A 23,378-nucleotide genomic window follows, 5' to 3' on the forward strand; every position below is an offset into this window, starting at 1 on the left:
GACAACAACGACAGGAGAACGATCATGACCATCTCGAACCTCCGTTCCGCCGACCGCAGCACCGGCTACGTCGCCGAGGACGAGCTCGTCCTGCTCGCCGACGACGGCGTCGACGCAGGCGTCGCAGGGACGACGACCGTGCCCTGCGGTGTCGCAGGCACGATCATCGCCGCCAGCGCCGCCCTCCCCGGTTTCTGCCCGACGGGAGCCTGCACCTCGAAGTGCTGAGCAGTCGGCGGGGTGTCGCTCCACGGCACCCCGCCGCGCTCGCTCCGCCGCGCCCGTGCGTCACCTGGACGGTCGAGCGCTGCAATCCGTCACCGGGAAGCCACCGCGACCCGGTTCGGACACCACACCCGACCGACCCCTTCCCGGAGCAGCTCATGACGGTCCTCCTGATCCCCGTGACCCACGTCGACGACCCGGATGTCGACCGGATGGTCGACGAAGTCGTCTCCGCCGGAGCAGACCGGTTCGGAGAGTTCCACCGCCGCCGCCTCCGTGCCGTGGGGGCCCAGCTCCTGGTCGGGTTGCGCGCTTCAGGCGCCGACATCGATGTCAGATCGGTCCTCGAGGGACTGCTCGCCGACATCGCTCGCGACCTCGACGGGATAGCGGTACGCACCTTGATCACGGAGTTCCGCGAGCACGGAGGCACCTTCTCGGACTTCGCCGCCTCGCTCAAGCAGACGTCGGCGGTCCGAGCGGTGGAAGAGCGCGCACCGGAACTCGCGCGACTGCTCGACCTCACGGTCGAACGCGACGTCCGCGCCGCGCTCGAGGTGGTCGACGCCGTTCGTCAGGACCAGGACGCGTTGCGGGGACTGGGTGTGGTCGGCTCCGTGCGGTCCATCCGCTTCGGGAGCGCGGACAAGCATGCCGGAGGCCGGTCCGTGAGCATCGTCACCGACACCTCGGGCAATCGCGTCGTCCACAAGCCGGCCGTCGCCGACCAGGACCGGCTCCTCCGCGGTGTCCTCGAGCTGGCAGATCCGGACGGTGTCGTCTTCGGACCCGTCGTCGCACCCGCGACTCTGCACCGGACGGGACGCCCGCACACCTGGCAGCGATTCGTGTCCCACGACGACCTGCCGGACCCGGATGCTGTCGATCGGTGGTTCACCCGCTACGGAGCGCTCGTCAGCCTCGCGCACGCGCTGGGGAGCACCGACCTCCACTTCGAGAACCTGATCGCGACTGCCGACGGCCCGGTGGTCGTCGACGTCGAGACCGTGTCGAGCATGCTCGCCCCGGCAGCAACCGACGTATCCGCGCACGAGGCGCTCCGCGACCACATCGACCGGTCGGTACTGCACTCCATGCTCCTGCCGACGCGGTTCGCCGGTTCGCGTCTGGGCTCGGACATCTCCGGTCTGCGCAGCGCTGCGACGGCGCGGACCGCGATGACCGGTTTCGACGTCGTCGACGCCGGCACGGACCACATCCGCTTCGACGACACCACCAGCTCCGTCCCGCTCGCTGCGAACCGCGTCACCTCCCAGGGTCGTGAGGTCGACGCTCGTGACCACACGGCGGCGATCCAGCGAGGGTACCGCCGCGGTCGCGCCGCACTCGTCGCTGCAGCGCCGGCGATCGCCGCGGCGTTGGAGGACCTCGTGCCGTCGACGGTGCGACAGGTCTTGCGACCGACGTACGTGTACGTGCGGTTCCTCGAGGCGTCGACGCACCCGAACTACCTCCGCGGAACCGACCAGCGACGCGCGCTCTTCGAGCGGCTTCCGGTCCGCTTCCGGTCCGCCACCGACACGGCCGCACCGGAACTCCACCGCGCCGAGGTCGACGCCTTGGTCGACCTCGACGTCCCCGCCTTCGACATCGAGGCGCGATCCACGGGCATGCAGGTCCGCGGAACCGGTCGACGGGTGAGCGGTGCGGCCTGGACGGACCTCGTGTCGACGGTGCAGGAGTGGTTCGACGGGTTCCTGTCCGCCGACCCGGACGACGCCGTGCGGCTCATCGAGCTCGCACTGGTCTCGGCGGCCGACGACGTCTGGGACGTCCCGACGGCCCCTCCGCGGGGTGAGCCGTCGCTCGTGCCGCCGGCGACGATCTGCTCGTCGGACGGGCGCACCGCGACGAGGTTGACCGTGACGGCCCTGGGTGACGGTCTGCGTCTGACGCCGATCGGTCTCAGCCTGTTCGAGGGTGGAGGAGAGTTGCTCGTCGAAGCAGCGACGGCGCCGGGTGAGGAGATCGATGCACTCGTCGGCGGGGCCGTGGTCCACGTCCTGCCGGATCCCGACGTCATCGAGCCCTGGCACCTGTCGGTCTACACGGGGATCCTCGCCGACACCGTGACGCTCATCGAACTCCAGCAGCGGGGCAGACGGGTGCCGTCGGTGCCCGTGCTCCCTGCGTCGCTGGCACCCGAGGCCCTGCGGTCGGCCTCCCCACCGGACCTCGACCACCTCAACGGCCTGGGCGGGTACCTCCGTGCGCTGCGTGTCCACGCCGACCACGTCGACGGACTCGACCGGGACGCGCTCGGACGTGTCCTGTCCGATCGGCTCGCGGCTTGGGGGTCGTCGTTGCTCGAGCACCCCGAGGGCGACGTCGGCCTCGCCCACGGCATCGCGGGACGGATCCTCGCCGTGGCGGACGCGGCGGTCCTGGCGGGGTGGCCGCACGGGACTCGGGCCCGTGTCGAGGCCCTGGTCTCCTCCTGGCGCGAGGTCGTGCTGGACGGCTCCGCCATGCGTGATCGTCGTACTCGTCGAGCGTGGTGCAAGGGCGTGGCCGGCACGGCGTTCGCCCACGAACAGGTGCTGCGCAGTCTCGACCGCGACCGCGACGCGATCGTGGCGGAACTCGGACCGGAACTGGAGCTGCTCCGGTCGGTCTCTCCGACCGTCGCGGGTGAGGACGTCGACGTCAGTCTCTGCCACGGTGTCGCGGGGACGGCGGCGGTGCTCGCCGGGTTGGGGGAGCGCCTCGCCCTCCCCGACCTCACGGACCACGCTGACCGCCTCGTCCGTGCGGCACGGTCCGGGGTCCCCCGATCGGGACTGCTCGGCGCACCCCGGCTGGACTCCTTCTTCCTCGGTGCAGCAGGGTGGCGCGCTGTGCGGGACGGGCTCCCGCTCCCGGCGCTGCTGGGAGGGACGCGATGAAGGCCGCGGTTCGGGTGCGCGTGGTGCAGCAGTTCACCCAGTCCGAGTGCGGGTTGTGCTGCAGTGCCATGGTCCTCTCCGCGTACGGAGCGAACGGCACGGTGGCGGCTCTCCGGCGTGAGTACGAGACGGGTCGGGACGGTCTCGGGCTGCGCGACGTGGTCGTCCTGCTCCGTCGGCAGGGGATGGAGGTCCGGCCCTACCGCGCGAGCATCGCTGCAGCGCGGCAGCTGGACGGTCCGTTGATCGCCTACTGGGACGACAGCCACCTGGTCGTCGTGGAGCGGATCCGGAAGGACGACGTCGACATCGTCGACCCGGCCACGGGACGCAGACGGATCCCGATGTCGGAGTTCCTCGAGCACTACTCCGGCGTGGTGATCCACGCCGTGCCCGCCGAGGACTGGGTGCAACGCCGTCCGCGCGAACGGAGCGTCTGGGCCTCGTTCCTCCGCCAGACCTCGGGTCTGCGGAACCCGATCAGCGTCGCGGGTGCGCTCAGCCTCGTGCTCTACCTCGCCGTGCTCGGGGTCCCGCTCGCCACGGAGTACGCCGTGAACGAGTACGGCTCCTTCGTCGGCGACAGCCCGGCGCTCCTGATCGCGCTCGTGCTGGCCCTGTCGATGCTCAGCTACTACGCGGTGTCCGCGCTGCGGAACCGGGTGATCGCCCGCATCGTCAGCGGACTCGGCTCGGTGATGATGACGACCACCTTCGGTCGTCTGCTCGAGCTGCCCTTCAAGTACTTCGCGAACCGTTCGTCCGGTGAGCTCATGTACCGCCTCGCGAGCGTGACGTCGGTCCGCGACATGATCAGCGGACAGCTCACGATGGTCGTGCTCGACCTCGGTACGTTGTTCGCGGTCTTCACCTACCTGTTCCTCCGCTCCGCCGTGCTCGGATCCGTTGCCCTCGGACTCCTCGGCGTCATGGTGGCCGTGGCCGTCATCGGGTACCGGCCGAGTCGCACGGTGATCGACGACGAGATCGCGGAGACGACGCGAGCGTCGTCGATGCAACTCGAAGCGCTGTCGTCCATCGAGACGTTGAAGGTCTCGGGCATGACCGGGCGGTTCCTCGAGGAATGGCGGACGGTCTACGCACGCGCGGTCGGGCACACCGCTCGACGGATCGTCGTGCAGGGACGGATCTCGAGCGCGACCAGCGCTCTGCAGATGTTCGGTCCGCTGGTCGTGCTGCTGGTGGGACTCGGACTCGTACGGACGGGTGACCTCGGCCTCGGAGCGGCAGTGGCGTCGCAAGCGCTCGCCGCGACGGCGCTCGGCACGGTCCTCAGCCTGTCGTCCTCGTTCTCCCAGTTCGTCCTCGCGAACGCGCAGGTCTCCAGGCTGGGAGACATCGTCAACCAGCCCGAGGACGAACCGGTCTTCGGTGAGGACGACGTCGACCTCGACGGGTCCATCGACGTGTCGGCCGTGCACTTCACCTACCCCGGGGCCACCCGCCCCGTGCTCCGCGACATCGACGTCACCGTCCGCGCCGGAGAACGGGTCGCGATCGTCGGGAGCACGGGGTCGGGGAAGAGCACGCTCGGCAAGTTGTTGCTCGGGTTGCACCCGGTCTCCGAGGGTTCGATCGCGTTCTCGGGTCGGCGGCTGGACGAGATGACTCCCGACTCGCTGTACCGCGCCGTCGGGCACGTGCCGCAGGACGTCGTGCTGAGCAACCGCTCCATCGCGGAGAACATCGACTTCACGGGTGGGGTGCCCGACATGCCGCTGGTCCACGCCGCGGCGGGTCTGGCATCGCTCACCGCCGACGTCGAACGGATGCCCCTCGGCTTCCACACCCAGGTCCGTGAGATGGGCGGGAGCCTCTCCGGGGGGCAGCGGCAGCGGATCGCCCTCGCACGCGCGCTGGCACGCCGGCCCAAGGTGCTCGTCCTCGACGAGGCCACCAGTGCGCTGGACGCGGTGACGGAGGCTGCGATCGCCAACTCGCTCCGCGAGATGCGGTGCACCCAGGTCGTGATCGCTCATCGGCTGTCGACGATCATGGCCGCCGACCAGATCCTGGTCATGCAGGACGGCCGGATCGTGCAGCGGGGCACACATCCCCAGTTGCTGGCGGTCGACGGCGTCTACCGCGACCTGGTCCGAGCGCAGATGGAAGTCGTCGAGTGACCCTCGTTCGGGGGGTCTGCTACCGTGAGGTGGAACGAGTCGGGGACCTCGTCGCCGGCAGGGGAAGGGGCCGAACACATGCCTGATCGCAGCGTCCTGGGCAGGACCGACCACGACGGGGTGGTCGTCGACGTCGACGGTCTCTCCCGCAGGTTCGGTGACCGTGAGGTGGTGTCCGACGTGTCGTTCTCCGTCCGTCCCGGACGGGTCACCGGGTTCCTCGGCCCGAACGGAGCAGGGAAGACGACCACCTTGCGCATGATGCTCGACCTGCTGGAACCGACCGCGGGACGTGCCACGTTCGACGGCGTGCGGTACCGCGACCTCGCCCGTCCGAGCACCGTTGTCGGAGCCTCGCTGGAGAGCAGCGCCGTTGCGCGCGGGCGACGTGGGAGATCGCACCTGCTCGCGTACGCCGCGCCCGCGCATGCTGCTCGGACCCGGGTCGAGGAGCTCCTCGACGTCGTCGGGCTCGCAGAACACGCTCGTCGTCGTGTCGGCGACTACTCGCTCGGCATGCAGCAGCGACTGGCGCTCGCCACCGCGCTCCTCGGCGACCCGGACGTCCTCGTCCTCGACGAGCCAGCCAACGGCCTGGACCCGAGCGGCGTCTACTGGCTCCGGACGTTCCTCCGCGACTTCGCCGCCTCGGGTCGGACGGTGCTCCTGTCGAGCCACATGCTCGCGGAGATGGAGTTGATCGCGGACGACGTCGTCCTGATCGACCGGGGTCGGACCGTCTTCACCGGCTGCCTCTCGGACCTCCTCGACGAGGACACGACGGTCGTGACGCCGTACGGGCCCGATGCGCACCGCCTCCTCGAAGCCGAGTTGTCGAGGCGCTTCCCGGTCGAGGCGATCGCGGGGACACGGTTGCTCGTCTCGGCGCCGGTCGCCTCGGTCTCGCCGGTGGTCGACGACCTCGTCGCTGCCGACCCGTGGTTGCGTGGCGGGTTCTCGATCGAACGGCTCGGACTCGAAGCGGCGTTCCTCGCACGGGTCGCCCCGGAGGTGTCGGCCCGATGAGAGCGCAGGTCCAGTCAGAGTTCATCAAGGCCGCGAGTGGTCGGACGTGGTGGGTGATCGGCCTGATCCTGCTGGTGGTCGCGCCGTCGTTCTCGGCGTTCCTGGTGTTCGCCGTCCACGCTGCGCCGCAGGCACGTCTCGACCTCGACGGGCCTGACGGCGTCGGGGTGCTGTACAACCTGCCGGCTTCGATCGCCTACGTGCTGCCGCTGATCTTCGGTGTCCTGGTCGTCACGTCCGAGTACCAGTCCCGGACGATCTCGCAGACCTTCCTGGCCGAGCCGCGTCGACTCGTGGTCTTCGCGGCCAAGCTCGTGGTCGGCTTCGTGTTCTCGGCGGCGCTCGCCGTCTCCGCGATGCTCGTGACTGCGGTGGTCGTGGCCCTCGCGCTGACCGCCACCGGAACGGACCCTGCCGCCACGACCGATGCGGTGACGTCACGGCTCGCGGGTGCTGTCCTCACGCTGACCCTCTGGGGCCTCATCGGGGTCGGGGTCGGGGCCCTCGTGCGCAACCAACTGGTCGCCGTGGTGGTCGTCCTCGCGTTCACGCAGTTCGTCGAGCCGATGCTCCGTGTCCTCGCCGGTTCAGTCGGCTTCACGGACGCCCTGCGGTACCTGCCGGGCTCGGCGAGTGACAGTGCCAGCGGTGGGACGCTGCTCTCCCTCGCGACGGGCGCGTCGTCTGCCGACCAGACGCTGGGGATCGGCGTCCTCGTCGTGTACGTCGTCATCGCAGTGCTGGCAGGAGCCGTCCGGTTCCGCCGTCCGATCACCGCCTGAAACGGAAGGACCGTCTCGTGAAGCCCTCGACCCTCAACCAGAACATCGTCCTCGTCTGCGGCCTCGTCTGCGTCGTGCTCGGCGCCGTCGTGGGACCGCTCGTGTCAGACGTGCCCGTCACGACCTGGATCCCTGTCGTCATCGGTCTCCTCCTGCTCGGGCAGTGGCTGCTGATGCGCCGCGCCGCCGCGCAACGGAGTGACCGCTCCAACGGCTGACGGCCGCCAGGGGCGCGCTGTCACTCGAGGGGGCAACGCCTCGTGAGCGCGACCGAGACGGACGGGAGGCGCGGTGCGGATCCGCACCGTGCCTCCCGTCCTTCAGTGGCTCGCGACAGAGGACTGACGCCTCCGTCGACGACGAGGGTCGTGCCGGTGACCCACTGCGCACGGTCGGACGCGGGGGAGGCCACGGCCGCGGCGACGTCCTGGCGGACGGCGACGGTCACGGGGCGGACGTTGCCAGGCACGATCGCGGTGACGCGGATGCCGACGGGGCCAGGAGGGCGACCGGACCACGCACTGGTCGCCGTGGGAGGTCTGCCAGGTCCGCACCGAGGACGGCGGCACGGTCGTCGTCGACGGCGCGGGTCCGGCGGACGAGTTCGACCTCGGCACGTGGGAGGGCGCGGTGCAGGGGCACGGCGGCCCGGACGGCGTGGTGCTGCCCGTCGGCACCGGGGTCGCGAAGCGCGGCTACCGCGCCGGGCGCTCGGTCGGGTACCGCCGGGCCTCGGGCACCGTGATCGCGCTCGCCGCGGCCGAGGAACCGGACGACTGCGCTGAACACCCCGACGGCGCTGAACACCCCGACGGCGCTGAACACCCCGTCGGCGCTGAGTACCCCGACGGCGGTGCGCGGTTCGAGGTGTGGCTGCAGCGCCCCGTCGCCGCACCGATCGCCGCGCTCGAGGACCTGCGGCCCGACGCACACCTGGCCGAGCTCGAGGTGCTCGGACGCCGGAGCCCGCTGGCGCCGGGGGCATCGAGGACCACCGCGATCCGGTGGTGGGTCAGCCCGGCGACCTGACCGGGACCGTGTGCGCGATCCCGGTCGGGTGCTGGCACCGTCTCCCGAGCAGGTGCCCGTGGAGACCATCGCAACCGTCGAGCCTGGTCCCGCTGTTGCTCCGGCAGGGTGCAGGCACGCTCACTCCTCTGGGAGGCCAGCCGGGAACCGTGTCTCGATCATCCAGGCGATGGGACTCACGCCGATGAGGACGAGGCCGAGACCGAACGCTGTGTACTTCACGATGAAGCCCACGCTGACACCCCATCCCAAGCCCACGTCGATCGCTTGCGTTCCCAGGTAGAGCGGTTGGTCGATGACGAGGATCAGGACGACGCCGATGCCGAACATGACCGCTCCGGTCACGGCGATCCGGCGAGCAGTGAGGAGCGTGTTCATGGCAGGTCCTCGTTGGTGATCTGGGGTGGAGTGCGGCAGTAGCCCTTGATCGCGGGTGCGAACGATGCGAACCAAGCCTCGAACTCGGGGGTGTCAGTGGCACCGATCTGGTCGAACGCTGCTCGATCGATGTCCAGGCTGTCGATGACTGCCGTGAGGCCCAAGACCTCATCGTCAGTGTGTAGAGTTCTAGCACAAGTATTTCAGCAAAGGAAGAAATGGGGATTCGGTTACTCCCACGGATGCTCCGGTGATCGTTCCGCTCACTGAGTCAAGACCAGAACAAGCCGTCAGGCCGGAGTGGTACTGGTCCGAGCGGTCGTGAGCGCCGAGCTCGACGCTGCGAGCGGCACCGTGCTCGCGACCGCCACCGTCGCGGAGGCCACCGTCACTCCGGTACTGCTGACCACTGAGGGCCAGACTGGCCCGGTGACCGACCCCTCGACCCCTGCCGCCTCCGCGCCCACACCCCACGACCGACGCATCGGCCGCCGTGACCTGACCGAGTGGCGCAGCCGCCCCGGGCAGCGCCTCGAGGAGCGGCACCGCTCCGTCGCCCGGCGGATCGGCGCCCGGCGCGCCCTCGTCACCACCCTCACGGTCGGCGGCGGCATCGCGGTCGCGGCGACGGCGGGTGCCGCGTACATCTACGACGGCGTCACCGGACGGGACGGGATCCAGAGCCTGGACCGTCCGGCGCTCGAGCGCGCGAAGCGCCTGCGTTCCCCGCTGGCCAACGGGGTGGCCGCGACCATCGCGCACGTGTTCGGCCCGGTCGCGATGCCGGCCCTGACGCTCGGGTCGGCGGCGGCCTTCGCGATCCGGGACCGTCGGGCGAGCCCGGTCACGGTGCTGCTCGCGGCCGGTGCCGGTTCACTCGCGATGACCCTGCTCGGCAAGGACCTCATCAAGCGCAACCGCCCGCGGCGCCGCGACGCGATCCCGCCGTTCGAGACGTCGCCGTCGTTCCCGTCCGGGCACACGCTCAACACGACGACGATCATCGGGACGCTCGCGTACCTGTTGGCCCTACGGCAGGAGCGCACCGCCCCGCAGGTCGCGATCATCGGCGGTGCGGCCGGGACGGCGGCGACGGTGGGGCTGTCGCGGGTGCTGCTCGGGGCCCACTGGTTCACCGACGTCGCCGTCGGGTGGGTGACCGGCGCGGGGTGGCTGTCGATGATCATCACCAGCCACCGCCTGTACCTCAGCACCCAGGACGACGACTCCGTCGACGAGTGACCGAGCGCTGCCGGCCCGGGTCAGCGGCCGACCGGTGACCCCGGAGCCGGGAGCGCGTCCCAGACGTCGGCCCAGACGAGCTCGAAGTCGACCGGGCCGATCCGGTGCGCACGCAGTGCCCGCTCCAGGATCGACAACGCGTCGAGGGACCCGGCCAGCAGCCGTTCGTCGCCGTGCACCTCTGGTCGGTCGCCCCCGTGGAAGGTCGTCACGGTGAGCGTCCGCACCCGGGGGCGCAGCGTCCGGGTCGCCCGGTCGAGCACGACGAACCCGAGGGCGTAGAGCACGAGCCCGATGATGATCCCCGGACCCGGTCGGTCGACGGTCACGGCGAGCACCACCACGACGAGCAGCGCGCCGAGGGCCGGCCAGACGTGCCAGGCGCGCAACCGCCAGCACTCGGCCGGGGTCGTCCCCGGCGGGAACACCGTCAGCGTCCGCGAGCTCCACATCGCACGGCTGACCGGTCGCACCGAGTACCAGCCCCACAGGTGCGGGCCGGGCAGCGACCGGGAGCGCAGGGGGACCGCCGACGTCGACATCAGGCCTCCGCGACCTCGGCGCGGACCGGCTCGACGACGTCCCGGTGCCGCACCGTGGCGAGGCACGGGAAGCACACCAGGTCGCCGGCCCGGACGTCCGCGGGCAGCGGCGTCGGCAGGCGGTGGAAGGGGCCGTCGGTCTCACCGTCGCACCGGGTCACCACGTACATGGTCGACAGCGGCGCGGTGCTCGTGCGGCCGATGAGCCGGACCTGCTCGAGGACGGCGCAGCGGGGCAGCACGGCGTCGAGCTCGAGCAGGACCACGCCGGGGCGGGGCCGCCGGACGCGGGCGACCGACGCGACCGCGACGCTGACGTCGCGCGGTGCCCAGTCGCGCGGGCGGTACCGGGGCGGGGCCTGCTCGGCGGTGTGCACGCACGGGGTGCCAGCGAGGTCGGCGAGCCGGACCATCGAGATCGCGGCGACGAGGACGTCGTCGGTCGTGGGCACCGTGTGCGCGGGCCACAGGAAGGGGTCCACCGGGTCGGGGACGGACGCGCGGAGCGTCGGCAGGATCGCTGTCAGGGTCACACGGACACGCTCGCGCGCGGAGCGACGCCGGAGAAGGGCGCTGACGGAACCCGAACGGCCGGCCCGCGACTCCTGACGGAACGCACACCCCCGCCGTCGCCCGAACTGGGGGTCCGCCAGCCGTACCGGTCGGCGGCTCCCAGGCCCTACTGTGACCGAAACTGAGTCCTTCCTGACTCCTGTACCCCGTGCTCCGTCCTGACCCGAAGTGGACCCTGCCATGCCTGGTGTGCTCCTGCCGCCGCCCCCTGCCCACCCGCGCCGACGGCGCCTCGTCCACCGCCTCGGCGCCCTGCTCGGGGCCGTCGTGGTCGCCGCCTCGGTCTTCGCCGGAGCGGGCGCCGCCACGGCGGCCGGGGCGAGCCGGCCCGACCAGGTCAACGACGGGCCGCAGGCCACCATCGCGTGCTCCTGCCGGTGGGACCAGGGCATCACCCCGTCGCTGTCCGGGCCGGTCACTCAGATCGACCTCGACGCCGACTCCATGTCCGGTGACGGCGACGGCACGATCCAGGTCACGGTCCGCGCGATGGGCGCGGACGGCATCGGCACCGACGACGTCTTCGCGAGCGGCTCGACGACGGTCGGCGGACCCGGCTGGTTCTCGGTCCCGATGACGTCGGTCAAGCCCCTGCGCGCCGGCACCCAGTACGCACTCTCCGTCGACTACCGGGGCATGTACCTGTCGTTCACGGATCCGGTGTACGCGGGCGGCGGCCTGCGGCTCTTCCGGGACGGGGTCGCCAGCGACTACACCCGGTACTACGACCTCATGTTCCGCGAGTACGTCGTCGCGGACGCGGCCATCGCGGGGACCCCGACCACCGACGTCGCGGTCGACCACCCGTACTCGTACACCTACGACCTCGGGGGCGTCCCGTCGACCACGACCGTCGTCGCCGGCGCGCTGCCGGCCGGTCTGACCCTGTCGTCCGCCGGCGTGCTCTCGGGCACCCCGACCAGGGTCGGCACGTCGACCTTCACCGTCCGCGCGACGTCCGGCGACACCACCGCCGACGTGACCTCGACGATCGTCGTCCGTCCCGCGCAGGCGCCGTCGGCCCCCACCGCGGTGCAGGCGACGCCCGGTGCGACCTCGGCGTCGGTCCGGTGGACCGCCCCGGCCGCCGCCGGCGACGACCCGGTCGCCGGGTACACCGTCACCGCGCACCCGGGCGGCGCGACCGCGACGAGCACCACCACCGAGGCGACCGTGACCGGTCTGACGGCCGGCACCCCGACGACCTTCACGGTCACGGCGAAGAGCGCGTCCGGCACCAGCCCGTCGTCGGCCGAGTCGGAGGCCGTCGTGCCCTTCACGACCCCGGACGCCCCCGGTCGTCTGCGCGTCGTGCCCGGTGACACCACCGCCGCGCTGTCCTGGACCGCTCCCGCAGACGGCTCGTCGCCGCTCACCGGCTACGTCGTCACCGTGAGCGCCGACGGCGGCCCGGCCACGGTCGTCGCCCGCCCCGACGCCGATGCCACCCGCGTCGTCGTCCCCGAGCTGACGAACGGCACGTCGTACGTCTTCACCGTCGCCGCGACGAACGCCGCCGGCACGGGCCCCGCCGCCTCGAGCGGCGGCAGCGCACCGTTCGGGCTGCCCTCGTCGCCCCGCGGGCTCGCAGCGACGCCCGGTGACTCCTCGGTCGCCCTGGACTGGAGCGCACCGGAGACCGCCAACGGCTCGCCCGTCACCGGCTACGCCGTGCAGCACAGCACGGACGGCACCACCTGGACCGACGACGCGTCCGTCGCCGGCACGGCCACCGAGGTCACCGGTCTGGCGAACGGCACCGAGGTCGCCTTCCGTGTCGCGGCCGTCAACGCCGCGGGCACCGGCGCCTGGAGCGGACCCGTGCGTGCCACCCCGGTCGCCCTGCCTGGTGTGCCGCAGGACGTCGCGGTCGTCCCCGGCGACCGTTCCGCGGCCGTGTCGTGGACAGCTCCGACCATCGACGGCGGCAGCGCCGTCACCGGCTACGTGGTGCAGACCCGTGAGGGGACCGGCCCCTGGCAGGACGCCGCCGGCACCGAGGGCACCTCGCTCACCGTCGACGGGCTCGAGAACGGCACCGAGCTGTCGTTCCGCGTCGCCGCCGTGAACGCCGTCGGCACCGGGGCGCCGAGCGCTTCCGTCGGCGCCACGCCCTTCGTCTTCGTCCCCTCGGCCGTGACCGACGGCGGCGCGCTCGACGGCCGCACGGTCCGCATCGGTGACCGCGTGCGACTGCACGCCACGGACCTGCCGGCCGGATCGTCCGTCACCGTCGAGCTGCACTCGAAGGTGGTGGTGCTCGCCACCGAGCGCATCGGCGCGGACGGCGTCCTGGACACGGTGGTGACGATCCCCGCGGCGACCGCCCCGGGCGACCACGAGCTCACGGTGACGCTCAGCGACACGGGCGCTGCACCCGTCACGGCGTCGTTCGCCCTGACGGTGGCGAAGCCCACGCCCGCGACGGTCATCACCGCGGTCACGCACGAGACCGGCGACACCGTCGGCAAGGCCGTCCGCCACGTCGGCGAGCTCGCCTTCACCGGCGGCTCGATCTCACCGCTGGCGGTGAGCGGTGCCGTGCTCGCGATGGCGCTCGGCGCCTTCGTCCTGGCACTGGTGCGCCGCCGCCGCGTCTGAGACGCGGGAAGACGGACGGAAGGCACGGTGCCAGCTGGCACCGTGCCTCCTGTCCGGAAACCGATCGCGTCAGACGGCCGCGGTCGCCTCGTCGCGGTGCGGGAGCTTCCAACCCGGGCGCACGAAGTGGCACGTGTACCCGGCGGGGTACTTCTCGAGGTAGTCCTGGTGCTCCTCTTCTGCCTGCCAGAAGTCGCCGGCGGGCTCGACCTCGGTGACGACCTTGCCGGGCCAGATGCCCGACGCGTCGACGTCCGCGATCGTGTCGCGCGCGACCTGCTCCTGCTCGGGCGAGGTGAAGTAGATCGCCGAACGGTAGCTGCGGCCGACGTCGTTGCCCTGGCGGTCTTTCGTCGACGGGTCGTGGATCTGGAAGAAGAACTCGAGCAGGTCGCGGTACGAGATCACCGACGGGTCGAAGACGATCTCGACCGACTCGGCGTGGTCGCCGTGGTTGCGGTACGTCGCGTTCGGGGTGTCGCCGCCCGAGTAGCCGACGCGGGTGCTGATGACGCCGGGACGGCGACGGAGGAGCTGCTGCGCTCCCCAGAAGCACCCGCCGGCGAGGATGGCGGTTTCGGTGGTGGTCATGGTGGCCTCCTGAGGTCGTCGTGCCACTGGCTGCGGCATCCTCTGCTGCAACCGGCGACGGGGGTGTCGTGTTCCCGACTCGGGTCAGTTCGCGGTGTCCTCGAGCGCGTCGAGGGCGGCGACGTCCTCGGCGGCGAGCACGAAGTCGACGTCGGCGTTCGCGGCGATGCGCGACGGGGTCGTGGACTTCGGCAGCGGCAGGACGTCCTTCTCGAGCAGGTAGCGGATCGCGACCTGCGCGACGGTCTTGTCGTACTTCGCCGCGATCTCGGCGATCTGACCGTTCTCGAGCAGGCCGCCGGTGGCGAGCGGGGAGTAGCCCTCGGTCAGGATGTCGTGCTCGCGGTCGAACGCGGTCGTCTCGTCCTGGGTGTTGCCGATGAACCAGCGGATCTGGTTGGCGTGCGGGACGACGTCGGTGCGGCCGAGCAGGTCCTCGAGGTCCGCGACGGCGAAGTTCGAGACGCCGATGCTCTTCGTGCGGCCGGCGTCGTAGACCTCTTCCAGGACCTTCCACACCTCGACGTTGCCGTCGCGGTGGTCGCTGCCCATGTCGCTCCACGGCCACGGCGCGTGCACGAGGTACAGGTCGATCCCGCCGAGGTCGAGGTTGCGGCTCGAGGTCTCGAAGGCCTCGCGGGCGCCGTCGGCGGTCTTGATCTCGGCCGGCAGCTTCGTGGTGATGAAGACCTCGTCGCGGGGGATGCCGCTGTCGCGGACGGCCTCGCCGACGCTGGCCTCGTTGCCGTACGCCAGGGCGGTGTCGATGTGGCGGTAGCCGAGGTCGAGCGCGGTCTTCGTCGCGTCGTACGCCTCGGAGCCGGACGGGATCTGCCAGGTGCCGAAACCGATCTTCGGGATGTGCAGACCGTTGGACATGGTGAACGTGTCGGTGAGTGCGGGCATGCAGCGGACAGTACGCCGTGGCTGCGACGGGGCGTGGAGCGGCGCCGCCGGCGCGGCGGGGTGGGCCGGGCGGTGCGTCGGCGCACCGCACCCCTGTGCGGGCGTTGCGCCCCGGCTCACGTGGGCGCGATGCCCGCGCCGGGGCGCGGACGCGGGCAGCCGACGCACGGCAGCGGCGACAGACGCCGCGCCCCCGTGCGGGCGGTGCGCCCCGGCTCACGCGGGCGCGATGCCCGTGCCGGGGCGCGATCGCGCGCAGACGACGGACGGGAGGCCCGTGGCGGTGTAGCCACGGGCCTCCCGTCCGTCTGTCGGTCGCGCTGGTGGGTCAGCGCGCGGTGCGCGCACCGATCCGCGGCAGGACCAGGCCGAGCACGATCATCGCGACGGCGAGGAAGGCGTGCAGCACGTTGTCCGCGACGTTCAGCGGCACGAAGTTCGCGCCGGTGGACATGCCCGCGGTGAACAGGCCGTAGACGAAGAGCACCAGGTAGATGATGCCGCCGACGAGCAGGTACAGGCGGGCGGACGCAGCGCCGCGAGCTGCGACGAGCCCGACGATGCCGAAGAGCAGGTGCACGATGTTGTGCAGGACGGACACCTGGAACGTGCCCAGGAGCAGTGCCATCGAGCCGTCGCCGGCCATCGACATCGAACCCATGTCCATGGTCAGGCCGGGGATGAAGCCGGCCAGGCCCACGATGAGGAAGACGACACCGAAGACGAGTGCACCCTTCTGGGTCCACGTCGAGCCGTAGCCGGAGCGAGCGGGAACTGTGCTGCTGGTCATGATCGATCTCTTTCTTCGAGCGCGTCGCCGAGCGCGGCGCACATGGCATTCGGAGCAAGCCCCCGGGCGGTTTGGAGGTCCGGTCCGAACGTACCCGTCCGCCGATGATCCTGTGCTGGTGCGCACGACGCGCTGCCTACGCTCCGCAGGACGGCACCACCAACGGAAGGAACCACCATGGCAAGTGGAGTGGCAGCAGTCTGGGTCCCGGTCAGCGACATGGAGCGTGCGGTCGCGTTCTACCGCGACACCCTCGGTCTCACGGTGAAGGACCAGTCGGACGACTGGAGCGAGATCGACGCGAACGGCCTGATGATCGGGCTGAACGGCCGCGAGTCGGCCACCTCGTCGAGCGGCGGGGGAGCGGTCGTGACGTTCCAGCCGGACGGCAGCATCGAGGACGAGGTCGCCTCGCTCAAGGAGCGCGGCGCGGACATCCAGGGCGAGATCAGCGAGCACCCGTGGGGCAAGATCATCCCCTTCAAGGACAGCGAGGGCAACGACCTGCAGCTCTACTCGCCGCCGCAGGGCTGAGTGCCGCCGCGCTGACGCGCGCGGAAGACGGACGGGAGGCCCGTGGCGACGCCGCCACGGGCCTCCCGTCCGGTTCGGGCTCGTTCCGGTGCTACGCCACCGCGATCTCGTTGGGCACGCCAGGCAGCTCGTCGCTCGAGGCGATGACCTTCCCGGTCGTCAGGTCGACCGCGTGCACCTTCTGCTCGGCAGGGTCGGTGACGTAGGCGACGTCACCGGCGACCTTCAGTGCGGGGTGGGCGTCCTGCCACTCGGCCGGGCCCTCCCACGCGGCGATCACGGGGAACGACTCGAGCTGCTCGCCGGTCGTCTCGTCGAAGGTGTGCAGGGCACCGTCCGAGCCGAGCACGACGGCCTCGTCGCCGGGGCCGCGGGCGAGGTCGCGGAAGGTGAAGCCGACGCCGTCGGGCATGTCCGCGACGGTGTACTCGCCCGAGGCCGCGTCGATGAGGGCGACCTGGTCGAGCAGGTACCCCTCGCTGTCGGGGTCGTCGTTGTAGTCGCCGACCGCGACGGAGGAGTCCTCGGTGGTGAACAGGTTGCCGGTGCGGCCGTACTCGGTCGGGGCGTCGATCTTCTCGAACGCTCCGTCCGCGTAGACGAGGGCGCCGTCGGTGCAGCCGAACACCGCGACCTCGTCCGAGACCGCGCCCTCGCCGTGCACGTCGGGGCACGCCTCGGAGCGGGCGATCTCCTCGCCGTCGGCGTCCAGGGCGCGCACGCCGGAGCGGCTCTCCTCGGTGCCGATGGTCGTCAGGAGCGTGCCGTCCTCGAGTTCGATGGCGACGCCGTGGTGGGCGGCCTCGGACTTCGTCGTCTCGACGTCGGGCAGGTCGGCCCCGTCGAGCTCGGTGTGGTCGAAGGTCGTGACGTCGCCGGTGCCGTCGGCGAAGAGCGCCGTCCGGTCGCCGTGCACGACCGCGTGACCGCCGGTGTCGGCGGGGAACACCGCGTCGGTCAGGGCCGGCTCGGCCTGCGTGTCGAGGACCCGGAAGCCCTCGGGCACGGTGACGAGCACGTGGCGGCCGTCACCGGCGGGGTTGACGCGCGTGAAGCCGTCGATCGCGTCGTCGGCGACCACGCGCAGGTCGTCGTCGAGGGTGAGCAGGCCGCCGTCGTAGGTCAGCGTGATGCGCGTGCCGTCGGCCGCGGGGGTCGGGGAGCGGTCGCCGGCGGCCGGGCTCGAGGAGCAGCCGGTCAGGGCCAGGGCGGCGGCGCCGAGCAGGGCGGCCGGGGCCAGCAGGTTCTTCGGTGAGGTCATGGACAACACTGTATTGATTCTCATTCTCATTTACGAATCGACAGGCCGTCGACGATCGCCGCGGTGTTCGACCGCATCATGCCGAGGTACGTCGAGGCGGCGCCGTCCTCGGTCAGCGACTCCGTCGCGAGCGGTCGGACAGTCACGTGCACGTCGACCTCCTCGGCGAGCACCTCGGCCAGTCGTGCCGGCTGCGAGGCGTCGGCGAAGATCGTCGGGACCCCCGCCGTCTCGATCGCGTCGGCGAGGTCGCGCAGGTCCGCGGCGCTCGGCGAGGCGAGCGTCGTGCCGCTCGGGATCACCGCGCCGACGACCCGGAAGCCGTACCGGTCGGCCAGGTACCCGAACACGTGGTGGTTCGTCACGAGGGCCCGACGGTCCTCGGGCACCGTGGCCAGTGCGGTCGTCATCTCGTCGTCTAGGTCCTGCAGCGCGGCCAGGTAGGCGTCGGTGCCGCCCGGCTCGATGCCGACCGCGCGCAGGTCCGCGTCGAGCGCCTCGACGACGTCGACCATCCGTGCCGGGTCGGTCCAGAAGTGCGGGTCCGTGCCGCTGTCGTCCTCGGTGGTCCAGTCGAGCGTCTCGACGGTGTCACCGGCGGTGGTCACGGGCACGCCGTCCTCCGCCGCGGCCTGCACGTGCCGCGCGACGCCCTCCTCGAGCCCGAGGCCGTTCTCGACCACCAGGTCGGCGCTCCGCAGGCGTGCTGCCTGCTGCGCCGAGACCTCGAACGAGTGCGGGTCGGCACCCGGCGGCATGAGGACCATGACGTCGGCCCGGTCCCCGACCACCTCGGACACGACGTCACCCAGGATGTTCGTGGTGACGGCGACGAGGGGGCGGTCCGAGCCGGCGGCGGTGCACCCGGCGGTCGTGACGGCGAGCGTCGCGGTGACGACCACGGCGGTCAGCAGTCGCGTCGTCGCCCTCACAGCCCGACCTCCGCGAAGGCGGCAGGTGCGACCGGCAGCTCGAGGGTGCGGGCGACGCGGGCGTCGTCGGCGAAGTCGATCTCGTGCACCGTGCCGTCGGCGGGGTCGGCCAGGTACGCGCGCTGGGCGTCGAGCTGCAGCAACGGAGTGGCACCGGCGTCGATGAGGGGTTCGGTCGAGGCGGCTGTGCCGTCGTCCGGCGTCACGACGACCACGCGACCGTCGACGTCGACCCCGACCACGTGCTCGTCCTCGTCGTCCACGGCGACCACGGCGCGCAGCGGGCGCTCGGTCGGCACGTGGCGCCACGAGCCCTCGCGCACGTCGAGCAGCCAGAAGCCGGTGTCCCCGGCCAACCCGGCGACCGTCGGACGCCCGGCGCGTGCGGCGAACGCCGTCGGGCGCTCGGCGTCGTCCGGCCGGTCCACGAAGGACGTCTGCCCGGCGTCGTCGACGACGACCGCGCCGTCGGCGCAGCCCACCACGGCTCCTGCGCGGGTCAGGATCCCGCCGGCCGGGTCGGTGCAGGCCTGCTCGCCGCCCGCTGCGGTGTCGACCGGGTGGCCGTCCGCGTCGAGCACCCGGACGGTGTCGCCCTGGGCGGCGACGAGCTGCTCGCCCACCGGCAGCAGGACCGTGGCGTCGACCCGCGCGGTCTCGTCGACCTCGCCCTGGCCCAGGGCCGCGCGGTCGAGCACGACGGCCTCGCCGCGGTCCGGCCACGTCAGGGTCGTCATGGTCTCGGACGAGTGCACCTCGACCGGGCCGCCGCCGTCGACGGTGCCGACGACGCGGGGCTCGGCAGCGTAGTAGTGCGTGTGGTCGCCGTGGTCGACCGTCCACGCGCCGCCGTCGACGATCGTCGTGCGGTCGCCGTCGCTCGTCACGAGGAACCGGCCGTCGGTGGCGGAGTGCTCGGGGGCACCCACCCCGTCGAGCTCGGTGGACTCCTCGGTCAGCAGGTCGTGCAGCGCCGTCTCGCCGGTCGCCGACACGGCCAGGAGGCGCACCTGCGGCTCCTGGGCTTCGCTCGCCCCTTCGACGTAGCCGTGGGGGCGGGCGCTCGCGGTCGTCTGGTCGGCCGACGGGGTGCCCGTGGAACAGGCGGTCACGGTGAGGGCCAGGCCGGTGGCCAGGCCGATGGTGGACAGGAGGCGCGCGGGTGCGCGTCGGGTGGTCGAGTGCGTCATGCTCCCTCTCGGTACGGTGCGGCGGATCGCGGTGCTGCCGGCGCGGCCGCGCGCGCCGGTGCCGGGGTCGGGGTGCGTCGCAGCGCGACCACGGCTGCTGCTGCGGCTCGCGAAGCGACGACGCTCGCGACGGCCACCGCGGCGATGCTCGCGCCCGCGGCGGTGCCGGCGTGCCACGAGGCGAGCAGGCCGACGAGGACGGCGGCGGTGCCGATGCCGGCGCCGAGCAGCATCGTCGAGGCCACGTGCCGGGTCCACGCGCGTGCGGCTGCGGCGGGCGCGAGCAGCAGGCCGACGACGAGCAGGGTGCCGACGGCCCGGTACGAGGCGACGACCGCCAGGGTCACGAGGCCGATGAGCACGACCTCGGCCACCCGCGGGTGCAGCCCGAGCGTGGCGGCCTTGCGGGGGTCGAAGGCCAGGGCGGTGAACGGCCGGTGGAACCCGACCGCCATGGCGAGTGCCACGGCCACGGCGACCGCGAGGCCGCCCAGGTCGGCGCGGGTGACCGCCAGGACGTCGCCGAACAGGATCGCGGTGACGTCGGTGGCGAACGAGCGCGAGGACGACACGATGATGACCCCGAGGGCGAGCATGCCGACGAAGAGCAACCCGATCGAGGTGTCGTACGACAACCGGGCACGGCGGCGCAGTGCCCCGACGCCGAGGACCATGACGCCGGCGCTGACCGCGGCGCCGAGCACGGCCGGGATCCCGGTCAGGGTGGCGACCGCGACGCCGGGCAGCATGCCGTGCGACAGCGCCTCGCCCAGGAACGCCATGCCCCGGACGAGCACCCAGGTGCCGACCACGGCGCAGAGGACCGCGGCCAGGGCGCCGCCGACGAGGGCGCGCACCATGAAGTCGACGGAGAACGGATCGGTCAGCCAGGTCACGGTCCGAGACGCTACATGAAAACGACTATCGATACTGATAGCGTGCTCAGGTGCCTCCGACCGCTCCGAACGACCTGCGGACCGCCGTCCACCTCGACCGGGTGACCGCCGTCCGCGGTGACCGGACCGTCCTCGACGGCGTCGACGCGACCTTCGCGGCCGGGGTCGTGACCGCGCTCACGGGTCCGAACGGCTCCGGCAAGTCCACGCTGCTCGACGTGGTGGCGCAGGTCGTGACGCCGTCCGGCGGACGGGTGACGGGCCTCCCGGCCGACGGCGTCGCCTACGTGACCCAGTCCGTGCCGCCGACCACCCTGCCGCTCACCGTCCGCGCGGCCGTGACGATGGGGCGGTGGCGGCACCGCGCGTGGTGGCGACCACTCGGGCGCGGCGACCGGGCCCTCGTCGACGCACAACTGGAGCGGATGGCGATCGCGGACCTGGCGGACCGGCCGGTCGAGGAGCTCTCCGGCGGTCAGCGGCAGCGCACGCTCGTGGCGCTCGGCCTGGCGCAGCGTGCGCGGGTGCTGCTCGTCGACGAGCCGACCGCCGGGGTGGACGCCGACTCCGCGGCGCTCGTGGTGGCGGCGCTCGCCGCCGAGGCGGCCGACGGTGTCGTGGTCGTGCACGCGGCGCACGACCCGGTCGCGATCGCCGCGGCCGACCGGGTCGTCAGGCTCGGCTGACCGTGCGCGGACCGTCCGGAGCAGCGGGGCGGGGCTGCTCGCTCCGGACCGCCACCGTCCTGCCGGTGGCCACCGACTCCTGGGCGGCGAGCACGACCGCCAGTGTCCGGAGTCCGACGTGCACGTCCGGCTGCGGCTGCTCACCGGAGCGGACCGCGTCGACGAACGTGCGGAGCATCGCCGTGTCGGGGTCGGCGCCGTACCGCGACTCGATGGGCAGACCGGTCGCGGTGGCGGTGCCGCGGGCGGCGGCCCCGAAGAAGTCGGTCGCGATCGTGCCGCCGGTGCCCGCGACGTCCAGGGTCAACCCGCCCCACACCGCCGAGGTGTCCGGCGTGCTCCACGAGCAGTCGACGGCGGCGACGACGCCGTCCTCGTAGGTGACCGTCACGAGTCCCGCGGTCTCGGCCCGGGCGCGCGCGGCGTGCAGGGTGCGGTTGGCGACGGCCGTCACCGAGACGGGAGCCGAGCCGGTCAGGCCCTCGACGAGGTCCGCGACGTGCACGACGTGATCGACGATCGCGCCTCCGCCGGACAGCTCCGGTTCGGTGAACCAGGACCGGGTGAGCGGGAGCATGCCGTTGTTCGCACCGCGGATCGAGAACACCTGCCCGAGGGCACCGGACTCGTGCGCCGCCCGGAGCCTGCCGAACGCCGAGGTGAACCGCACCGGGTACGCGACCATGAGCAGCACGCGGGCCGCCCGCACGGCGTCGCGCATCGCGATGCCGTCCTCCCACGTCGTGGCGAGGGGCTTCTCGCACAGCACGTGCGCGCCGGCGGCAGCGGCGGCCTCGACGAGCTCCCGGTGCCGGGCGTTCTCGCTCGTCACGACGACGGCGTCCGGCCCCCAGGCCAGGAGCTCCTGGTACGTGTCGACGTAGGCGACGCCGAGCTCGTCGGCCAGGTCGCGGCCGCGCAGCTCGACGAGCGACCCGCCGGTGCTGACGCCGTCCGGGTCGGAACCGCGCACCTCGACCCCGGGCATCGCGGCGAGGGCGGTGAGGTACCCGATCGCGTGGGTGTGCGCGAAGGACAGCACGGCGATCCTGAGGTCGGTCACGCGGGCACCTCGAGCGACACCGGCTGCCCGGTCCCGAGCGACTCGAGCGCCGCGTTCGCCAGCCGGACCGCCGCGACGCCGTCGTCCACGCTCACCCGCGGGGTCGGGCCCCCGGCGAACGCGGCGAGGAACTCGTGCAGCTCGGCGCCGTACGGGTCGTCGGCGGGGTCGACCTGCGGCAGGGAGCCGTCGAGCGCCTGGGGCGTCGCCAGGTCGGCGACGGAGTCCTGCTCGGCGCGGGACGAGTGCGACAGGCTGCCGGCCGTGCCGGTCACCGAGTACTCCGTCGTGAAGCCGAGGTGCTGCGGCCCCCAGACCCCGGCGACGTGGGTGATCGCTCCGGACGCGTGCGTGAGGAGCACGTGCGCCGCCTCGACCGGTTCGGCGTCGGTACCGCTCCGCGTGCCGACCGCGGAGACCCGGACGACCTCACCGGCGACCCAGCGGGCGATGTCGAGGTCGTGGATCATCTGGTCCATCACGATGCCCCCGGACAGTGCCCGGTCCGCGAACCACGGCGCGTGCAGCGGGAAGGCCCCGGAGCGGACGAACCGCAGCACCGCCAGGTCGCCGAGGAGGCCCGTGGTCACGGCTTCCTTGAGGCGCACGTACGCGGGGAAGAACCGCACCACGTGGGCCGGGTAGAGCTGTCGGCCGGCGTCGCGCGCACGCTCGGCCAGGTCGGCCGCGTCGGCGTCGGTGCGGGCGAGCGGCTTCTCGGACACGACGTCCTTGCCGGCGGCCAGCGCCGCGCGGACCACCTCGGCGTGCGTCGCGGTCGGGGTCACGACGTCGACGACGTCCACCGCGTCGAACAGCGCGTCGAGCGAGTCCACGACGGTGATCGAGGACCCGGCGGCCTCGGCGTCGGGACCGAAGGCCGCGGCGAGCTCGTCGGCACCGCCCTGGGCGTGGACGACGACCGGGCCGAGGCGCAGCAGACCGGGCAGGTGCGCACGGGCGATGCCGCCGGCGCCGACGAGGCCGATCCGGGGGGGTCGGGGGCATCGGGGCTCCTTCGCGGGGTGAGCCGGTCGACGGTGACCGGGCGCCGCCATGCTACCGAGCGGCGTGCACGGGC

The 23,378-nt window shown here is 72.4% G+C and carries 24 protein-coding genes; 11 read left to right on the forward strand and 13 right to left on the reverse strand.

Features of this window, described 5'->3' with window-relative positions:
• The first annotated feature begins 24 nt into the window (after positions 1-24).
• The 7 genes from DEI99_RS00770 to DEI99_RS00800 all read left to right on the forward strand — a co-directional run bounded on the left by DEI99_RS00770 (position 25) and on the right by DEI99_RS00800 (position 8,112).
• Positions 25-228, forward strand: coding sequence for a class II lanthipeptide, LchA2/BrtA2 family (locus DEI99_RS00770; RefSeq protein WP_111041707.1), 204 nt, complete (start codon positions 25-27; stop codon positions 226-228).
• Positions 229-383: 155 nt separating this feature from the next.
• Positions 384-3,131: a DUF4135 domain-containing protein gene (locus tag DEI99_RS00775; protein ID WP_111041706.1), complete on the forward strand. Its 2,748-nt coding sequence runs from the start codon at positions 384-386 to the stop codon at positions 3,129-3,131.
• 23 nt (positions 3,132-3,154) lie between these two features.
• Entirely contained in the window at positions 3,155-5,275 is a 2,121-nt protein-coding gene (locus DEI99_RS00780; RefSeq protein ID WP_284180907.1) for a peptidase domain-containing ABC transporter, read from the forward strand.
• Between the two features lie 78 nt (positions 5,276-5,353).
• A complete protein-coding gene (locus DEI99_RS00785) occupies positions 5,354-6,301 on the forward strand; it encodes an ATP-binding cassette domain-containing protein (RefSeq protein WP_111041704.1) in 948 nt (315 codons plus the stop codon).
• Complete coding sequence (locus tag DEI99_RS00790) at positions 6,298-7,083, forward strand: ABC transporter permease (RefSeq protein ID WP_111041703.1); 786 nt, start codon at positions 6,298-6,300, stop codon at positions 7,081-7,083. The genes DEI99_RS00785 and DEI99_RS00790 overlap by 4 nt, the downstream gene beginning before the upstream one ends.
• 17 nt (positions 7,084-7,100) lie before the next feature.
• Positions 7,101-7,301, forward strand: a complete 201-nt coding sequence (locus DEI99_RS00795) for a hypothetical protein (protein ID WP_111041702.1) — start codon at positions 7,101-7,103, stop codon at positions 7,299-7,301.
• 412 nt (positions 7,302-7,713) lie between these two features.
• Positions 7,714-8,112, forward strand: a complete 399-nt coding sequence (locus DEI99_RS00800) for a hypothetical protein (protein WP_111041700.1) — start codon at positions 7,714-7,716, stop codon at positions 8,110-8,112.
• A 120-nt stretch (positions 8,113-8,232) separates the two neighbouring features.
• Here the strand turns inward: DEI99_RS00800 and DEI99_RS00805 are convergent, their stop codons facing one another.
• A complete protein-coding gene (locus DEI99_RS00805; RefSeq protein WP_111041699.1) occupies positions 8,233-8,490 on the reverse strand; it encodes a hypothetical protein in 258 nt (85 codons plus the stop codon).
• A complete protein-coding gene (locus DEI99_RS00810; protein WP_181434430.1) occupies positions 8,487-8,654 on the reverse strand; it encodes a hypothetical protein in 168 nt (55 codons plus the stop codon). The genes DEI99_RS00805 and DEI99_RS00810 overlap by 4 nt, the downstream gene beginning before the upstream one ends.
• Positions 8,655-8,811: 157 nt before the next feature.
• On the opposite strand from DEI99_RS00810, the gene DEI99_RS00815 reads away from it, so the two are divergent.
• A complete protein-coding gene (locus tag DEI99_RS00815; protein ID WP_111041698.1) occupies positions 8,812-9,732 on the forward strand; it encodes a phosphatase PAP2 family protein in 921 nt (306 codons plus the stop codon).
• Between the two features lie 20 nt (positions 9,733-9,752).
• Here the strand turns inward: DEI99_RS00815 and DEI99_RS00820 are convergent, their stop codons facing one another.
• Together DEI99_RS00820 and DEI99_RS00825 are read right to left on the reverse strand one after the other, a co-directional pair.
• On the reverse strand, positions 9,753-10,274 hold the full coding sequence (locus tag DEI99_RS00820) for a DUF6611 family protein (RefSeq protein ID WP_111041697.1): 522 nt from the start codon (positions 10,272-10,274) through the stop codon (positions 9,753-9,755).
• Complete coding sequence (locus DEI99_RS00825; protein ID WP_111041696.1) at positions 10,274-10,807, reverse strand: hypothetical protein; 534 nt, start codon at positions 10,805-10,807, stop codon at positions 10,274-10,276. The genes DEI99_RS00820 and DEI99_RS00825 overlap by 1 nt, the downstream gene beginning before the upstream one ends.
• A 220-nt stretch (positions 10,808-11,027) precedes the next feature.
• Between DEI99_RS00825 and DEI99_RS00830 the strand changes: the two genes are divergently transcribed.
• Complete coding sequence (locus tag DEI99_RS00830; RefSeq protein WP_111041695.1) at positions 11,028-13,448, forward strand: fibronectin type III domain-containing protein; 2,421 nt, start codon at positions 11,028-11,030, stop codon at positions 13,446-13,448.
• Between the two features lie 69 nt (positions 13,449-13,517).
• Here the strand turns inward: DEI99_RS00830 and msrA are convergent, their stop codons facing one another.
• The 3 genes from msrA to DEI99_RS00845 form a co-directional block, all read right to left on the reverse strand.
• Positions 13,518-14,039 (reverse strand): peptide-methionine (S)-S-oxide reductase MsrA, encoded by a 522-nt coding sequence (gene msrA, locus DEI99_RS00835; RefSeq protein WP_111041694.1) that lies wholly within the window; start codon positions 14,037-14,039, stop codon positions 13,518-13,520.
• A gap of 84 nt (positions 14,040-14,123) precedes the next feature.
• On the reverse strand, positions 14,124-14,945 hold the full coding sequence (locus DEI99_RS00840; RefSeq protein ID WP_111041693.1) for an aldo/keto reductase: 822 nt from the start codon (positions 14,943-14,945) through the stop codon (positions 14,124-14,126).
• A gap of 328 nt (positions 14,946-15,273) precedes the next feature.
• Positions 15,274-15,735 carry a DUF4383 domain-containing protein gene (locus tag DEI99_RS00845; protein ID WP_111041692.1) on the reverse strand — a complete coding sequence of 154 codons (462 nt, stop codon included), beginning with the start codon at positions 15,733-15,735 and terminating at the stop codon, positions 15,274-15,276.
• 177 nt (positions 15,736-15,912) lie between these two features.
• Here DEI99_RS00845 and DEI99_RS00850 point away from each other — a divergent pair, with 177 nt between their 5' ends.
• A complete protein-coding gene (locus tag DEI99_RS00850; RefSeq protein WP_111041691.1) occupies positions 15,913-16,269 on the forward strand; it encodes a VOC family protein in 357 nt (118 codons plus the stop codon).
• 91 nt (positions 16,270-16,360) lie between these two features.
• Here the strand turns inward: DEI99_RS00850 and DEI99_RS00855 are convergent, their stop codons facing one another.
• From DEI99_RS00855 to aztB, 4 genes are read right to left on the reverse strand one after another with little or no spacing between them, the layout of a single operon-like run.
• Positions 16,361-17,530 (reverse strand): hypothetical protein, encoded by a 1,170-nt coding sequence (locus DEI99_RS00855; protein ID WP_181434429.1) that lies wholly within the window; start codon positions 17,528-17,530, stop codon positions 16,361-16,363.
• Positions 17,531-17,556: 26 nt separating this feature from the next.
• Positions 17,557-18,462: a metal ABC transporter solute-binding protein, Zn/Mn family gene (locus tag DEI99_RS00860; RefSeq protein ID WP_502867010.1), complete on the reverse strand. Its 906-nt coding sequence runs from the start codon at positions 18,460-18,462 to the stop codon at positions 17,557-17,559.
• The gene (locus tag DEI99_RS00865) at positions 18,459-19,652 is read right to left on the reverse strand and encodes an ABC transporter (protein WP_111041689.1); all 1,194 of its coding nucleotides are present in this window, start codon (positions 19,650-19,652) and stop codon (positions 18,459-18,461) included. The genes DEI99_RS00860 and DEI99_RS00865 overlap by 4 nt, the downstream gene beginning before the upstream one ends.
• Positions 19,649-20,548, reverse strand: a complete 900-nt coding sequence (aztB, locus tag DEI99_RS00870) for a zinc ABC transporter permease AztB (RefSeq protein ID WP_111041688.1) — start codon at positions 20,546-20,548, stop codon at positions 19,649-19,651. Before aztB ends, DEI99_RS00865 begins: the two co-directional genes overlap by 4 nt.
• A 50-nt stretch (positions 20,549-20,598) precedes the next feature.
• Between aztB and DEI99_RS00875 the strand changes: the two genes are divergently transcribed.
• Positions 20,599-21,234, forward strand: coding sequence for an ATP-binding cassette domain-containing protein (locus DEI99_RS00875; protein ID WP_258369384.1), 636 nt, complete (start codon positions 20,599-20,601; stop codon positions 21,232-21,234).
• Here the strand turns inward: DEI99_RS00875 and DEI99_RS00880 are convergent.
• Together DEI99_RS00880 and DEI99_RS00885 are read right to left on the reverse strand one after the other, a co-directional pair.
• Entirely contained in the window at positions 21,221-22,297 is a 1,077-nt protein-coding gene (locus DEI99_RS00880) for a Gfo/Idh/MocA family protein (RefSeq protein WP_258369382.1), read from the reverse strand. The genes DEI99_RS00875 and DEI99_RS00880 overlap by 14 nt on opposite strands.
• Entirely contained in the window at positions 22,294-23,355 is a 1,062-nt protein-coding gene (locus DEI99_RS00885; RefSeq protein WP_284180908.1) for a Gfo/Idh/MocA family protein, read from the reverse strand. The genes DEI99_RS00880 and DEI99_RS00885 overlap by 4 nt, the downstream gene beginning before the upstream one ends.
• Positions 23,356-23,378 lie beyond the last annotated feature (23 nt).

Source organism: Curtobacterium sp. MCLR17_036, from assembly GCF_003234445.2.
Classification (GTDB): Bacteria; Actinomycetota; Actinomycetes; order Actinomycetales; family Microbacteriaceae; genus Curtobacterium.